Here is a 16,364-nt window from a genome sequence, read left to right on the forward strand (position 1 = left end):
CGTGCGGCCCCTGCGCCGCGCGACCGGGCCGCTCCCCCACCGGAACCGACACGAAGGAAGCAGCGCGATGGTGACACTCGCCGATGTGGCCAGGCACGCCGGCGTCTCGTCCAGCACGGTCAGCTACGCCCTCAGCGGCAAGCGCCCGATCTCCGACGAGACCAGGCTCCGCGTCGAACGGGCCATCACGGACCTCGGCTACCACCCCAACGCGGGTGCCCGGGCCCTGGCCGGCAAGCGCTCGCACATCATCGCCCTGGTGGTGCCGCTCCACCCCGAGGTGCACGTGCCCACGATGATGGAGATCGCCATCGCGGTCACCGTGGCGGCCCGCGAACACGGCTACGACGTCCTGCTGCTCACCAACGACGAAGGCCCCGAAGGCGTCCGCCGGGTCGCCGCCACCGGACTCGCCGACGGCGTCATCCTGATGGACGTCCGGCTGGACGACGACCGCATCCCGGTCCTACGGGCCCAGGACATCCCGGCCGCGCTCATCGGCCTGCCCGACGACCCCACCGGCCTCTCCTGCGTCGACCACGACTTCGCCACCGCCGGCGCCCTGTGCGCCGACCACCTCGCCGACCTCGGCCACCGCGACGTCGCCTTCATCGGCTACAGCAGCGGCGTCTACCAACGGCACGCCGGCTACGCCGAGCGCACCGTCAACGGCTTCCGCGCCCGCGCCGAGCGGCGGGAGCTGCGCATCCTCCACCGGCCGTGTGAGGGGACGTACGAGAGTACCGCCGGCACCCTGGCCCGCATCCTCGCGGACCGCCCGGACACCACCGGCTTCGTCGTGCAGAACGAGGCCGCGATCGGCCCCTTGCTCAGCCTGCTGCGCGCCAGCGGGCGGACCGTGCCGGAGGACGCCTCCGTCATCGCCATCTGCCCCGATCCGCTGGCGGAACAGCACTCGCCCCGGCTCACCTCCGTGACCAGCCCGAAGAAGGACCTCGGGCAGGTCGCCGTCGACCAGGTCATGGCGAGGATCGCCGCGACCGCCGCCGGCGACGAGCCGAAGGACCAACTCCTCCTGATGCCACCGGAACTGATGGTCCGCGAAAGCACCGCCCCGGCCCCGCGCCGCAGTTGAGCCACGACCAATCGACACCACGACCATTCGGCACCACGACCACAGGACGGTTCCCCGATGGACATCCGCCAACTCACCGACCGCCTCGGCGGCCTCGCCTACGGCGGGGACTACAACCCCGAGCAGTGGGACGCGGAGGTGTGGAAGCAGGACGACGAGCTGATGCGCCGGGCGCGCGTCAACCTCGCCACCGTCGGCGTCTTCTCCTGGGCCCTGATGGAACCCGAGGAGGGCCGCTACGACTTCGACTGGCTCGACGCCCACGTCGACCGGCTGCACGCGGCCGGGGTCGCCCTCGACCTGGCCACCCCCACCGCCTCCCCGCCGCCCTGGTTCTCCCTGGCCCACCCGGACGCCCTGCCCGTCGGCCCCGACGGCACCCGGCTGACCCACGGCAGCCGGGACACCTACTGCGTCGCCGCCCCCGCCTACCGTCTGGCCGCCCGCCGCATCGCCGAGGCCCTCGCCGAACGCTACGGCGACCACCCGGCGCTCGCCCTGTGGCACGTGCACAACGAGTACGTCAGCCTCTGCCACTGCGACCATGCCGCGGCTGCCTTCCGGGTCTGGCTGCGCGCCCGCCACGGCTCCCTCGACGCCCTCAACGAGGCCTGGGGAACGGCCTTCTGGAGCCAGCGCTACACCTCGTGGGAGCAGATCCTGCCGCCCCGCCAGAGCCAGTGGCACCGCAACCCCGGCCAGGCCCTGGACTACAGCCGCTTCTGGTCCGACGAGACCCTCGCAGCCTACCGCGAGCAGCGCGAAGCGATCCGCGCCCACAGCGACCGCCCGGTGACCACCAACCTCATGCTGCCCGGCTACCAGAACCTGGACCTGTGGGCCTTCGGCCGCGAGGTCGACCTGGTCTCCGTCAACCACTACCCCACCGCACCCGGCATCGACGCCGCCGCCCACGCCGCGTTCGACGCGGACCGGGCCCGCTCCCTCGCCGGCGGCGCCCCCTGGCTGCTGATGGAACAGGGCACCAACACCGTCTACGCCGGCGGCCGCGTCCTCGCCAAGGAGCCGGGGGACATCCTGCGCCACTCGCTCGCCCACATCGCCCGCGGCTCGGAGGGCGCGCTGTTCTTCCAGTGGCGCCAGTCCCGGGCCGGCGCCGAGCAGTGGCACTCGTCGATGGTCCCCCACGCCGGGCCGGACAGCCGCACCTTCCGCGAGGTCACGGCGGCCGGAGAGGCCTTCGCCCGGCTCGGCGAGATCGCCGGCTCCACCGTCCGGGCCGAGGTCGCCGTCCTGCACGACTCGGACGCCTGGTGGGCGATGAACGTCGACGGGCTCCCCTCCTCCGAACTCGACTACATCACCCCGCTGCGCCGCGCCCACCGGGCGCTCTGGGACGCCGGCCGGACGGTCGACTTCGCCCACCCCGAGCACGACCTCAGCCGCTACCGGCTGGTCATCGCCCCCGCGCTGTTCCTGCTCACCGACGCGGGCGCCGAGAACCTGCGCCGCTACGTCGCCGACGGCGGCACCCTGCTCGTCCAGCACTTCAGCGGCATGGTCGACGAACGCCTCCACTCCCGGCTCGGCGGCTACCCGGCCTCACCGCTGCGCGAGGCGCTGGGCATCCGGGTCGAGGAGTACCGCCCGCTGCGGCAGGACGAGCAGGTCGCGCTCTCCGACGGCTCGACGGCCACCGTCTGGAGCGAGTCCCTGCACACCGAGGGCGCCGAGGCGCTCGCCGCTTACACCCACGGCATGCTGGCCGGCAGCCCGGCGCTCACCCGCCACGACTTCGGCTCCGGCCACGGCTGGTACCTCTCCACCCGCCTCGACGACGCCGGCTACGCCGCCCTGGTCGGCCGACTGCTCGCGGAGGCGGGCGCCGCTCCGGAGCTGCCGGGCCTGCCGTCCGGCGTCGAGGCCGTCACCCGCCACGCGCCGGACGGCCGCCGCTGGCACCTGCTGCTCAACCACCGCGACGAGGCCGTACCGCTGCCGCAGCCGGCCCACGACCTGCTCACGGACGCCACCCTGAGCCAGGTGCCCGCCGGCGGCTGCGCCGCCCTGCGCGCGTTGTGAACGCTCACTAATTTGTGAACGCTCACCAAGTCTCGCCCGTCCCACCGAGGAAGGCCACCATGAGCGACCCGCACGAGACCATCCGCTGGGGGCACCACACCCTGGAGCTGGAGATCGGCCTGGGCGAGCACGGCACCCCCCGCCTGACGCGCATCGGCGCGCCCGGCGAAGGTGCCACCACCCCGCGCCCGGGAGCGCCGCTGCCGCTGGTGGAGGTGACGACCGCCGACCTCGGCCGCCACTGGTCCGGCCGGCACCTCGTCGACACCGCGCTCGGCTCGCGGCTGCGCCACCGCTCCCACCGCTCGACCCGGGACGGCGACTGGCACGTGCTCACCGTCGAGCTGCACGACCCGGACACCGGCCTGACCGCCGAGGCGGTCTACCGCTCGCCGGACGGCCTGCCGGTGCTGCGCAGCGAGGTGGTGCTGCGCAACGAAGGGGCGGCGACGCTGCACCTGGAATCGGTCGGCTCGCTCGTGACCGGCTGCCTCACCGGGAGCGACCCGGCGGCCCTGGAGACCGCCGACCTGCTGTGGGTGGAGAACGACTGGTTCGCCGAATGCCGGTGGCAGCGCAGGCCGTTGCGGGCGTCCTCACCCGACCGCAGCGGCCGCTCCCCCTACCGCGCCGGCCGCAGCAGCCACGTCGTGGCCGGACAGGGCGTGTGGTCCAGCTGCGGCCACCTGCCGATGGGCGGCCTGACGGACCGGGCGTCCGGCCGTACCTGGCTGTGGCAGATCGAGCACAACGGCGGCGGCTGGCGCTGGGAGTGCGGGGTGCGCGACGACACGGCGTACGCGGCGCTGTACGGCCCCGAGGACGCCGACCACGGCTGGCGCCACCCGCTGGAGCCCGGTGCCGAGTTCCGCACAGTTCCCGTGGCGCTCGCGCTCGCGCCGGACGGAGGTCCGGACGGCGCGTTCGCCGCCCTCACCCGGTACCGCCGGGCCACCCGGCGCCCGCACGCCGACCACCACCGCCTGCCCGTCATCTTCAACGACTACATGAACTGCCTGATGGGCGACCCCTCCACCGACAAGCTACTGCCCCTGGTCGACGCCGCGGCCGAGGCCGGCACGGAGTACTTCGTCATCGACGCCGGCTGGTACGCCGACGAGAGCGAGAACTGGTGGGAGACCGTCGGGGCCTGGGAGCCGTCCGCCTCCCGTTTCCCCGGGCCGAGCGGGATCCACGAGGTCCTGCACCGGATCCGGGAGCGCGGCATGGTCCCCGGCCTGTGGCTGGAGCCGGAGGCGGTCGGGGTCGCCAGCCCGATCGCCGGGTCCCTGCCGGAGGAGGCGTTCTTCCGCCGCGACGGGCGGCGCGTGGAGGAGGGCGGCGGCCGATACCACCTGGACCTGCGCCACCCCGCTGCCCGCGCCCACCTGGACGGCGTGGTGGACCGCCTGGTCCGCGAGTGGGGCGTCGGCTACCTCAAGCTCGACCACAACACCGACCCGGGCTCCGGCACCAGCGGCCACCCCGGCGAGGCCCCGGCCGCCGGACTGCTGGGCCACAACCGGGCCCAACTCGACTGGCTGGACGGCGTCCTGGACCGGTACCCGGACCTGGTGATCGAGAACTGCGCCTCCGGCGGCATGCGGATGGACCACGCGCTGCTCTCCCGGCTCCAGCTGCAGTCCACCAGCGACCAGCAGGACCTGCTGCTCTACCCGCCCATCGCGGCGGCGGCCCCCACCGCCGTCACACCCGAGCAGGGCGCCGTGTGGGCGTACCCGCAGTCCGGGGACACCCCCGACGAGGTCGCCCTGACCATGGCCAACGCGCTCCTCGGCCGTGTCCACCTCTCCGGCCGGCTCACCGAACTCGGGCCGCGCGAACGCGACTTGGTCCACGAGGCGGTGGCCGTGTACAAGTCCATCCGCGCCGACCTGCCGCAGGCACTGCCAGCCTGGCCGCTGGGGCTCCCCTCGTGGGAGGACCCGTGGATCGCCCTGGCGCTGCACACCCCGACCACCACCTACGTCACCGCCTGGCGCCGCCACGGAGCGGACGCCGTCCAAGAGCTCGACCTGCCGCACCTGCTCGGCGCCGACGTCCGCACCGAGGTGCTCTACCCGGCCTCCAGCCAGGCTGCCGCTACCTGGCACCCGGACACCGCCGAACTCACCCTGAGCCTGCCGGCGGCACCGTCCGCCGTCCTGCTGAGCCTCACCAGGAGTCCTTCCGAAGGGAGTTGACGATGCGACGCGTGACCGCGCGCTCCTCATCGCGCCGGTCCGCATCCGAACGGAACACGCTTCGCGTCCGGGCCCGACCCTACGCAGCCGCACCGGGCCCGCCGTCCAGATCGCGAGAGTTCGTTTCCCCACATCCGAACACCACGCACCCCCACCACCCTGGAGGGACGCACCTTGAACCGCCAAGCCCAAGTATGTCGTGAACGCGTCATAGCCGCTGCGGCAGCCCTGTCGCTCGCGGTCACCGGCGCGATCGCCGTCGCCGCGCCGCCCGCCCAAGCCGCGAGCTCCGTGTCGGTGTCCGTGGACGCCGCCCTGCAGCTCGCCACCATCCCCGACACCGGTGTCGGCATCAACACCGCGGTCTTCGACGCCACCATGAACGACTCCGCCACCCCCGGCCTGCTCAGCACCGCCGGCATCGGCGCCGTCCGCTACCCCGGCGGCAGCCACTCCGACGTCTACCACTGGCAGACCGGCACCGCCTCCGGCGGTGCGTACGTCGCCCCGAACACCGGCTTCGACGCCTTCATGAGCACCGTGCGCGCAGCCGGAGCCCAGCCGATCATCACCGCCAACTACGGCTCCGGCACCCCCCAGGAGGCCGCCGACTGGGTCCGGTACGCCAACGTCACCAAGGGCTACGGCATCAAGTACTGGGAGGTCGGCAACGAGGTCTACGGCAACGGGGAGTACAGCAACGGCAACGGCTGGGAGTACGACACCCACAGCAGCAAGAGCGCCACGACCTACGCGACCAACCTGGTCCAGTACGTCGATTCGATGAAGGCGGTCGACCCGAGCATCAAGATCGGCGCCGTGCTCACCACCCCCGGTGGCTGGCCGGACGGCGTCGTCGGCCCGGGCGACACCATGGACTGGAACCACACGGTCCTGTCGATCGCCGGCTCGAAGGTCGACTTTGTGATCGTTCACACCTACCCCGCCGGCACCAGCCCGGCCGACCTGCTCACCAAGCCGCAGGCCCTGATCCCGAACATCGCCGGCACCGTGCGCTCGCTGATCAACCAGTACGCCGGGTCCAAGGCCCCCAACGTCGGCATCGCGGTGACCGAGGCGAACACCACCACCTACCGGGACACCTCCCCGAACGGGCTGTTCGCGCCGGACACGTACCTCACCTGGATGGAGAACGGCGCGTTCAACATCGACTGGTGGGCCCTGCACAACGGCGTCGACTGCACCAACCTGAGCACCGTCGAGGGCGCCACCGAGTACAACGACTACGGCATGGTCTCCAGCGGCGCCAGCTGCGAGCCGCCCCTCAACACCCCCTTCCCCGCCTACTACGGCACCCAGATGATCAGCAAGCTCGGAGCGCCGGGCGACACCCTGGTCAAGGCCGCCAGCTCGTCCTCGCTGCTCTCCGCGCACGCCGTCCGCCGCACCAATGGGGACGTGGACGTCATGCTGATCAACAAGGACCCGAACAACGCGGCCACGGTGAACCTCTCGTACACCGGGTTCACCCCCTCCGCCGACACCCCGACCGTCCACTCCTACCTCAAGAACGGCAACTCGATCAGCACGGCCCAGTCCGGCAGCACGACCACCCAGACCGTGCCGGCCTACGGCATCACGGTCGTGCAGATGCACCCGACCAACGCCCCCTGCCGGGTCGTCTACAGCAAGAACGAGTGGCCGGGCGGCGTGATCGGCACCGTCACCGTCGTCAACAACGGCCTCGGCCAGGTCAACGGCTGGGACCTCGGCTTCAACTTCGGCGGTGACACCAGCATCACCAGCAGCTGGAACGCCTCGGTGTCACAGAGCGGCCCGAGCGTCAACGCCGGGAACGCCTCGTTCAACGCCGCCGTACCGCAGGGCGGAAGCGTCCAGTGGGGCTTCAAGGCCACCTGGTCGAGCAGTGACGCCGATCCGTCCGCCTTCTGGTTCAACGGCGCGGCCTGCGCGATCGGCTGACCCCGGAACCGGTGGTGCCCCGGGCTCCCCAGGGTCCGGGGCACCACCCCCAACGCGAACCACCTCCTCACGAATCAGGAACCGACCACGTGCCAGACCAGCCCCAGCCCGCCGGCACCGTGCCCAACCCGGTGATCCCCGGCTTCCACCCCGACCCGAGCGTCTGCCGCGTGGGCGACGACTACTACCTCGTCTGCTCCAGCTTCGAGTACTTCCCCGGCATCCCCGTCTTCCATAGCCGCGACCTGGTGAACTGGACCCAGATCGGCAACGCCCTGGACCGGCCGAGCCAACTGCACCTGGCGCCCGAGGTGCCCTCCTCCGCCGGGATCTACGCGCCGACCCTGCGCCACCACGACGGCCGCTTCTGGCTGATCGTCACCATCGTCGGCGGCGGCGGCAACGTGCTCTTCACCGCCACCGACCCGGCCGGCCCCTGGTCCGACCCGGTTCCGGCGCCCGGAGTGCCCGGCATCGACCCGGACCTCACCTGGGACGAGGACGGCACCTGCTGGTGCACCGTCGCCGGAGTCTCCCAGGTGCGCCTCGACCCGACGACCGGCGAGACCTTCGGCGAGCCGCAGCGGATCTGGTCCGGCACCGGCGGTAAGGCCCCCGAGGCACCGCACCTCTACCGGATCGGCGACTACTGGTACCTACTCATCGCCGAGGGCGGCACCGAGCGCGGCCACGGCGTGTCCATCGCCCGCGGCACCTCGCCCACCGGCCCGTTCGAGCCGTGCCCGGACAACCCGGTCCTCACCCACCGCAGCACCGACCAGCCGATCCAGAACACCGGCCACGCGGACCTCGTCCAGGCCCCCGACGGCTCCTGGTGGATGGTGCTGCTCGGTGTCCGGCCGCGCGGCGGCACGCCCGGCTGGCACGTGCTCGGCCGGGAGACCTTCCTCGCCCCGGTCGAATGGGTGGACGACTGGCCGGTCGTCGGCCCGCTCACCACCGAACTGGCCACCCCCGCCTGGCCCTTGCACCCTGCTTCCGCCGTGCCGGCTCGGGACGACTTCGACCAGGCCGAGCTGCACCCCCAGTGGATCTCGGTGCGCGAGCGCCCCGAGCAGCTGTGCACCACGAAGGAGCGGTCCGGCTGGCTGACCCTGCGCGCCGCCGGCGCCGCCCTGGACGAGCCCGACGCGGTGTTCGTCGGCCGCCGCCAGCAGCACCTGGCCTGCCGGTCCCGCACCCTGATCGACCCCGTCGAGGGCCGCGGCGGCCTGGCCGTCCGGCTGGACGAGGAGCACCACTACGAGATCGAGGCGGCCGCCGGCCAGGTGACCGTGTTCGCCCGGATCGGCTCGGTGCGCACCGAGGTCGCCTCCCAGGCGGTGCCCGCCGGCGTGGTGGTGCTCGGCGTCGACATCGCCCCGACGCCCCCGCGCGACGCGCGCAGCGGTCCGGACACCCTCTCCTTCGGCGTCGAGGACGCGGACGGCACCTTCACCACGCTCGCCGCGCTCGACGGCCGGTACCTGTCCACCGAGGTGGCCGGCGGCTTCACCGGCCGGGTCATCGGCATGTACGCCGCGGCCGGCACCGTCCATTTCGACCGGTTCGACTACGAGCCCCACCAGACCTCATGACCATCAGTCAGGAATCCCCCCACTTGTTCGCGCGAAAGGGACAACCCGTGAACGACACTCAGCAGTCTGCTCGCCCGCGCAGCCGCCGGCTCACCCGGACGGCCGGCCTCGTAGTGGCACTGGTCACCGCCGGCAGCCTCACCTGCGGCACCGCCATGGCCGCGCCCGCCGACCCGGCCCAGTCCCAGGCGGCAGCGGACAAGGTCCCGCACAACGCGACGGACGCCGTGGCCGCGATGCAGCCCAGCTGGAACCTCGGCAACACCCTGGACGCGATCCCCGACGAGACCTCCTGGGGCAACCCGCTGACCACCAAGGCCCTGTTCGACCACCTGGTGAAGGAGGGCTTCCGCAGCGTCCGCATCCCCGTCACCTGGTACTCCCACCAGTCCGACACCGCCCCGTACACCATCGACGCGGCGTACATGAAGCGCGTCAAGCAGGTGGTCGACCTGGCCCTGGCCGACGGCCTCTACGTCGAGATCAACGTGCACCACGACTCGTGGAAGTGGATCGCCGACATCGCCACCGATCACGACAAGGTGATGGCCCGGTTCAACTCCACCTGGCAGCAGATCGCCGCCACGTTCAAGGACGAGCCGCGCAAGCTGCTCATGGAGAGCGTCAACGAGCCGGTCATCAACAACGCGACCGACGCCCAGAAGACCCAGTACATGAACGAGCTCAACACCTCGTTCCACTCCATCGTCCGCAAGTCCGGCGGCAAGAACGCGGACCGCCTGCTCGTGCTGCCCACCCAGGGCTGCACCCCGTCCCAGCCCCTCATGGACGACCTGAACGCGGAGATCGCCTCGCTGCACGACCACAACCTGGTGGCCACCGTGCACTACTACGGCTACTACCCGTTCAGCGTGAACATCGCGGGCGGCACCACCTACGACGCCCAGAACCAGAAGTACCTGGCCGACACCTTCGCCCTGATGAAGAGCGAGTTCGTCAGCAAGGGCATACCGGTCTACCTGGGCGAGTACGGACTGCTCAGCGAGCCCAACTCCGGCACCGTCGAGCACGGCGAGATGCTGAAGTACTACGAGGACCTGAACTACCACGCCCGGCTCAACGGCGTCACCAGCGCCCTCTGGGACGACGCCAACTACCTGAACCGCACCACCCTGCAGTGGCGCGAGCCCGACCTGATGGCCCTGATCAAGACGTCCTGGACCACCCGCTCGGGGACGGCCTCCACCGACAACCTCTTCGTGCCGAAGTCCGGCCCGATCCCGGCGCAGACCATCACACTCAACCGCAACGGGCAGTGGTTCGCGGGCCTGTGGCAGGGCGACATGCCGCTGATCCCCTACCTCGACTACACGCTGAACGGCGACCAGCTGACGCTCACCTCCGACGCACTCACCCGGCTGGCCGGCGACCGCGCCTACGGGGTGAACTCGACCCTCCAGGTCCGGTACTCGCAGGGGGAGCCCTGGCAGCTCCACGTGATCTCCTTCGACAAGCCGGTGGTGTCCGCCGCGACCGGGACCACCACCGCGCTCAACATCCCCACACAGTTCAACGGTGACCAACTGGCGACCATGGAGGCCAAGTACGCCGACGGCACCAACGCCGGCTCGGCGAGCTGGACGGCGTTCCAGGCGTTCAACTCGGCCTTCGCGCCGGACTACGCGGGCAACGCCCTGGACCTCAAGCCGGACTTCCTCAACGCGCTCAAGGACGGCACCCAGGCGACGCTCACCTTCCACTTCTGGAGCGGCGCCACCGTCAGCTACAAGGTGACCAAGTCCGGCACCACGGTGACGGGCACCGCCTCCTGACCCGAGTCCTCCCCGCCCCGGCCGCCGCTCCAGGCGGCCGGGGCTCCGTCACGTTCCGAGGTGCACCCATGTTCCCGCTGCCCCCGCGCGTGCTGTTCGGCGCCGCCTACTACCACGAGTACCAGCCGTACGAGCGGCTCAAGGAAGACCTCGACCTGATGGCCGAGGCGAGGTTCACCGTCATCCGGGTCGGCGAGTCCGTCTGGTCCACCTGGGAGCCGGAGAACGGAAGGTTCGAGCTGGACTGGCTGACCCCCGTCCTCGACGGCGCCCACGAGCGCGGCATCGCGGTCGTCCTCGGCACCCCCACCTACGCCGTGCCGCCGTGGCTGGCCCGGCAGTACCCGGAGATCGCCGGCGACCGGGCGACGGGTCGGCGCACGTGCTGGGGCGGCCGCCAGGAGGCCGACTTCTCCCACCCGGCCTTCCGCTACCACGCCGAACGCGTCACCCGGGCGATCCTCGACCGCCACGCCGCGCACCCGGGCGTCATCGGCTTCCAGGTCGACAACGAGCCCGGCCTGCGCCTGCCGCACAACCACGGCGTCTTCCAGCGGTTCGTCGACCACCTGCGCCACACCTACGGCGACGTGGAGACCCTCAACCGGGAATGGGGCCTGGTCTACTGGTCGCACCGGCTCTCCACCTGGGCCGACCTGTGGCAGCCCGACAACAACCAGCAGCCGCAGTACGACGTCGCCTGGCGGGCGTTCCAGGCCCGCCAGACCAACGAGTTCATCGCCTGGCAGGCCGGGATCACCCGCGAGTACGCCCGCCCCGACCAGTTCGTCACCACCTGCCTCGCCTACAACCACCCCGCGATGGAGGACGACGAGATCACCGACGCCCTGGACGTCACCGCGGGGAACCCGTACTACGAGATGCAGGACGCCCTCGCACTGCCCGATCCCACCCCCGACGACCACGAGCAGTGGTGGAGGACCACGGGCGTGTGGGCGCTGTACCAGAGCGCCGACCGGATCTTCTCCTCCCGCCAGGAGCCGTTCCTCGTCACCGAGACCAACGCCCAGGCCATCAGCGGCACTTCGGAGAACCGGCCGGCCTTCGACGGCCAGTGGCGGCAGGCCGCCTGGGCGCTCGTCTCGCGCGGCGCGCGGATGATCGAGTACTGGCACTGGCACACCCTGCACTTCGGCGCCGAGACGTACTGGGGCGGGATCCTGCCGCACAGCGGCAAACCCGGCCGGGTCTACGCCGAACTCGCCAGGCTCGGAGCCGAGTTCGAGACCGCGGGGCCGCTGGTCGCCGGGATCGAACCCGATGCCGACATCGCGATGGTCTACTCGATGCCCAGCAAGTGGCTGATGCAGAAGTACCCGCCGCTGGCGAAGCCGGGCGGCGATCCGGATCCGGCCTCCTACCACCGCCTCTTCGACCCCTTCTACCGCGGCGCGTTCGAGGCCGGCCGCCAGGTGCGGATCCTGCACGCCCGCCAGCTGCACGACGCCCGGGGCATGGGGGTCCCCCCGGCCGAAGGCTGGGGGAGCGACGGTCCGGCACCCGACGAGGCCGCGCGACGCCACCCAGTGCTGGTCGTCCCCGGGCTCTACCTCGCCGAGGACTCCCTGCTCGACTGGCTCGCGGCCTACGCCGAGGCCGGAGGCCACCTCGTGCTCGGCCCCCGCACCGGCTACGCCGACCACGAGGCCCGGGCCCGCCACGAGACCGCCCCGCCGCGCCTGACGGCCGCCGCGGGCGTCTGGTACGACGAATTCAGCAACCTGCCCTCGGACCTGCCGCTGCGCACCGTACCCGGCAGTCCGCTGGCGCTTCCGGCGGGCACGACCGCGACGCGCTGGGTGGAAGGCCTCACCGCCACCGATGCCACCGTGCTGGCCGGGTACGACCACCCGCACTTCGGCCGCTGGTCCGCCGTCACCACCCGCGCCCACGGTGCCGGCCGGGTGACCTGCGTCGGCACGGTGCCCGGACGCGACCTGGCCCGGGCGCTGGCCGCCTGGCTGGCCCCCGCCCCCGCCAGTGGCTGGCGCGACCTGCCCGCGTCCGTCACCGCGACCACCGGGACGGCCCCGGACGGACGCCGCGTCCACGTGGTGCACAACTGGAGCTGGCAGCCCGCCCGGGCCCAGGCCCCGGTGCACCTGACCAACGTGCTGGGCGGCGCCTCGGTGCCTTCCGGCGGGTCGGTCTCCCTCGGCGCCTGGGACGTGCGGGTCTTCGTCGCAGGCTGAGAAGCGACGCGAAAGGGGAGGCGGGCCCCGTCCGGCCCACCGCCCCCGTTCACCGCTCGGCGGAGAATCCGCTACCGGATCCAATCGCAGTGCACGGGGCTTCAGCCCGATGGTGAAGCGTTTCTGACCCCTGCCGTGACCTGTAGGGTTCGCTCCCTGACGCGCTGTTGTCAGCCCCACCCTATAGGTTGATCATCGTGCAGCTCCGGTACTCCTTCCGCCTCTACCCGAACGGGCCTCAGCGTTCCACGCTGGCCCGCGCGTTCGGGTGTGCTCGGGTGGTGTACAACGATGCCTTGCGGACCCGTGAGGCAGCCCGTGCGGCGGGGCTGCCGCTCGTTCCGTCCGGGGTGCTGTCGAAGGCCCTGACGGAGGCGAAGAAGACCGAGGCCCGTTCCTGGCTCGGTGAGGTGTCCGCAGTGGTGCTGCAACAGTCCTTGCGGGACCTGGACACCGCGTACCGGAACTTCTTCGACGGACTCAAGGGCAAACGGCCTCACATGGGCGCGCCGCGCTTCAAGTCGCGCAAGGACCACCGCCGGGCAATCCGGTTCACCGGCAATGCCCGCTGGTCGATCACCACCGGCGGCGACCTGTCATTGCCGAAGGTCGGTGAGGTGCGGGTGAAGTGGTCCCGGCAGCTGCCGTCGGTGCCGTCCACGGTCACGGTGGTCAAGGACGCCGCCGGACGGTACTTCTGCTCGTGCGAAGAAGCAGGAACCCACCGAGACGGTCAGCCGACCGTGGTAGGAATCCCCGCCCGTTAGGGAGCGGAGCGGAAGTCAATCGGCCGAGAAGCAGTACACCGTCATCGAGCGGAACTCCTCCCCCGGGCGCAGGACGGTGGAGGGGTACTCGGGGCGGTTCGGCGAGTTCGGAAAGTGCTGCGTCTCCAGCGCGATGCCCGCGTACGCCTCGTACGGGCGGCCGGAACGGCCGATCAGCGTGCCGTCGAAGTGGTTGCCGGTGTAGACCTGCAGCCCCGGTTCCGTCGTCAGGCACTCGACCCGCCGACCACTGGCCGGGTGGCTCAGGACGGCGGCACGCCGGAACCCGTTCCCGTCCAGCACCCAGTTGTGGTCGAAGCCCGCTCCGGCCCGGCGGATCTGCGGGTCCCCGTCGACGACGCGGTCCCCGATCAGCCGGGCCTCGCGCAGGTCGAAGGGCGTGCCCAGGGCGCGCGCGACCGGTCCGATCGGGATCAGCTCGGCATCCACCGGGAGGTAGCCGGGGGCCTCGACCCGCAGCAGGTGGTAGAGCACCGTTCCGCTGCCCTCACCGGCCAGGTTGAAGTACGTGTGGTTGGTCAGGTTGACCACCGTCGGGGCGTCCGTGGCCGCCCGGTAGCCGATCCACAGCTCACCGGCCGGATCGAGCAGGTACGTCACCTCGACGGTGAGCGCTCCCGGGAACCCCTGGTCGCCGTCGGGGCTGTGCAGGCGCAGGCGCACTCCGGCCCGTCGGCCCTCCCGGACCGGCACGCCGTCCCAGAGCCGGGTGGCGAAGCCGTCCGTCCCACCGTGCAGGGTATGGCCGCCCGGCTGGGTGGTGAGCCGGTGCGTCGTGCCGTCGAGCGGCAGGACGCCGTCGGCGATCCGGTTGGCGTAGCGGCCGACCGTCGCACCGAAGTACGCGGCCTCCCCGAGCAGGTCCTCGACGCGGTCGCAGCCGAGGACGACGTTCGCCCGCCGCCCGTCCCGGTCCGGCGCGTGCAGGGCCTGCAGGCGGGCGCCCAGGCTGAGCACCTCCACCGTCACGCCCTCCGGCGAGCCGATGGTCCAGCGGATGACGGGCCGCCCGTCCGGCAGTGTCGCGGCGACCTCCTGGGAGACCGTCAGTTCGCCCCGGGACACGAGTGCGTCTTTCGGCACGGTGTTGCTCCGTTCCTTGCGGGGCCCGTGGGGGAACGGGCGACGCCCGCCGGGCCGGCGGGCGTCGTCGGTCGTGGCCACGGGGCTCAGAATCCCTGGGCCAGGCGGTGGTAGGCCTGGTTCCAGCGCAGCTCCTTGGTGAACCGGCGGATGTTCGTGTCGTCGTCGATCACCAGCAGTTCCACGGCGAGCATCTCGGCGAGGTCCTCGAGCTCCTCGGTGCCGACCGCGCCGGAGAGCACGGTGTGGTGCGGCGCGCCGGCCGTCAGCCAGGCCTCGGTGGAGGTGTGGAGGTCCGGACGCGGCTTCCAGACCGCACGGGCGACGGGCAGGTGGGGCAGCGGCGCCGGCGGCGCGACCACGTCCACCTCGTTGGCGACCAACCGGAACCGGTCGCCGAGGTCCGCGAGTCCGACCACGACCGCCGGGCCCGGCTCGGCGTCGAAGACCAGGCGGACCGGGTCCTCCCGCCCGCCGATGGACAGCGGGTGGATCTCACAGGAGGGGGTGCCGGCCGCGATGCTCGGGCAGACCTCCAGCATGTGCGCGCCGAGGATCAGCTCGCGGCCGAACTCCAGGTGGTAGGTGTAGTCCTCCATGAAGGAGGTGCCGCCGGCCAGTCCGCTGGACGTCACCTTGAGGGTGCGCAGCAGGGTGGCGGTCTTCCAGTCGCCCTCGCCGCCGAAGCCGTAGCCGTCGGCCATCAGCCGCTGCACCGCAAGGCCGGGCAGCTGGCGCAGCCCGCCGAGATCTTCGAAGTTGGTGGTGAAGGCCTTGAAGCCGCCCTGCTCCAGGAAGCCGCGCAGGCCGAGCTCGATGCGGGCCGCGTAGCGCAGCGACTCGTGGCGCTCCCCGCCGGTCCGCAGCTCGGGCGCGAGGCGGTAGCTGTCCTCGTACTCCTTGGCCAGCGCGGTGACGTCGCTCTCGTCCGTCGCGTCCACGGCGGCGACGAGGTCGTTGACGCCGTAGGTGTTGACGGAGACCCCGAAGCGGAGCTGGGCCTCGACCTTGTCCCCTTCGGTGACGGCGACGTCGCGCATGTTGTCGCCGAAGCGGGCGAGCTTGAGGCCGCGCAGCTCGGCGCGGCCGGCAGCGGCGCGGGCCCAGGTGGCGATCCTGGCGGCCACTGCCGGGTCGGTGACGTGTCCGGCGACGGTCTTGCGCGCGACCCCGAGGCGGGACTGGATGTAGCCGAACTCGCGGTCGCCGTGGGCGGCCTGGTTCAGGTTCATGAAGTCCATGTCGATGGAGTGCCAGGGCAGTTCGACATTGGCCTGGGTGTGCAGGTGGAGCAGTGGCTTCTGCAGGGCGTCGAGTCCCGCGATCCACATCTTCGCCGGGGAGAAGGTGTGCATCCAGGTGATCAGGCCGATGCAGTCGTCCGCGGAGTTGGCCTCCAGGCAGACCCGGCGGATGGCGCTCGCGTCGGTGAGGACGGGCTTCCAGACCACCTCGACCGGCATGGCCGGGTCGCGGTTCAGGGCCTCAGCGATCCGTTGGGACTGCGCTGCGACCTGGCGCAGCGTCTCCTCGCCGTAGAGCCCTTGGCTGCCGGTCAGGAACCAGACCTGGCATCCTTCCAGTGGCTTGTTCAAGGGGTGG

9 protein-coding genes and 1 pseudogene are annotated in these 16,364 nt (G+C 71.8%); 8 read left to right on the forward strand and 2 right to left on the reverse strand.

Annotated features, from left to right (window positions below):
• Positions 1-67 precede the first annotated feature (67 nt).
• The 8 genes and pseudogenes from ACFQ87_RS08305 to ACFQ87_RS08340 form a co-directional block, all read left to right on the forward strand.
• Complete coding sequence (locus tag ACFQ87_RS08305; protein WP_380609802.1) at positions 68-1,096, forward strand: LacI family DNA-binding transcriptional regulator; 1,029 nt, start codon at positions 68-70, stop codon at positions 1,094-1,096.
• Between the two features lie 57 nt (positions 1,097-1,153).
• Entirely contained in the window at positions 1,154-3,139 is a 1,986-nt protein-coding gene (locus tag ACFQ87_RS08310) for a beta-galactosidase (protein ID WP_380609803.1), read from the forward strand.
• A 59-nt stretch (positions 3,140-3,198) separates the two neighbouring features.
• A complete protein-coding gene (locus tag ACFQ87_RS08315) occupies positions 3,199-5,343 on the forward strand; it encodes an alpha-galactosidase (protein ID WP_380609804.1) in 2,145 nt (714 codons plus the stop codon).
• 174 nt (positions 5,344-5,517) lie between these two features.
• Positions 5,518-7,287: a cellulose binding domain-containing protein gene (locus tag ACFQ87_RS08320; RefSeq protein ID WP_380609805.1), complete on the forward strand. Its 1,770-nt coding sequence runs from the start codon at positions 5,518-5,520 to the stop codon at positions 7,285-7,287.
• Positions 7,288-7,376: 89 nt separating this feature from the next.
• Positions 7,377-8,885 (forward strand): glycoside hydrolase family 43 protein, encoded by a 1,509-nt coding sequence (locus ACFQ87_RS08325; RefSeq protein WP_380609806.1) that lies wholly within the window; start codon positions 7,377-7,379, stop codon positions 8,883-8,885.
• A 47-nt stretch (positions 8,886-8,932) separates the two neighbouring features.
• Positions 8,933-10,678 carry a cellulase family glycosylhydrolase gene (locus ACFQ87_RS08330; protein ID WP_380609807.1) on the forward strand — a complete coding sequence of 582 codons (1,746 nt, stop codon included), beginning with the start codon at positions 8,933-8,935 and terminating at the stop codon, positions 10,676-10,678.
• Positions 10,679-10,746: 68 nt separating this feature from the next.
• Positions 10,747-12,891, forward strand: a complete 2,145-nt coding sequence (locus ACFQ87_RS08335; protein WP_380609808.1) for a beta-galactosidase — start codon at positions 10,747-10,749, stop codon at positions 12,889-12,891.
• A 197-nt stretch (positions 12,892-13,088) separates the two neighbouring features.
• A pseudogene (locus tag ACFQ87_RS08340) lies at positions 13,089-13,595 on the forward strand (RNA-guided endonuclease InsQ/TnpB family protein); the annotation flags it as partial.
• Positions 13,596-13,673: 78 nt separating this feature from the next.
• Here the strand turns inward: ACFQ87_RS08340 and ACFQ87_RS08345 are convergent.
• Positions 13,674-14,843 carry an aldose epimerase family protein gene (locus ACFQ87_RS08345; protein ID WP_380609809.1) on the reverse strand — a complete coding sequence of 390 codons (1,170 nt, stop codon included), beginning with the start codon at positions 14,841-14,843 and terminating at the stop codon, positions 13,674-13,676.
• A 5-nt stretch (positions 14,844-14,848) separates the two neighbouring features.
• The gene (gene araA, locus ACFQ87_RS08350; protein ID WP_380609810.1) at positions 14,849-16,357 is read right to left on the reverse strand and encodes an L-arabinose isomerase; all 1,509 of its coding nucleotides are present in this window, start codon (positions 16,355-16,357) and stop codon (positions 14,849-14,851) included.
• Positions 16,358-16,364: the final 7 nt, after the last annotated feature.

It is taken from the genome of Kitasatospora sp. NPDC056531 (assembly GCF_042794375.1).
Classification (GTDB): domain Bacteria; phylum Actinomycetota; class Actinomycetes; order Streptomycetales; family Streptomycetaceae; genus Kitasatospora.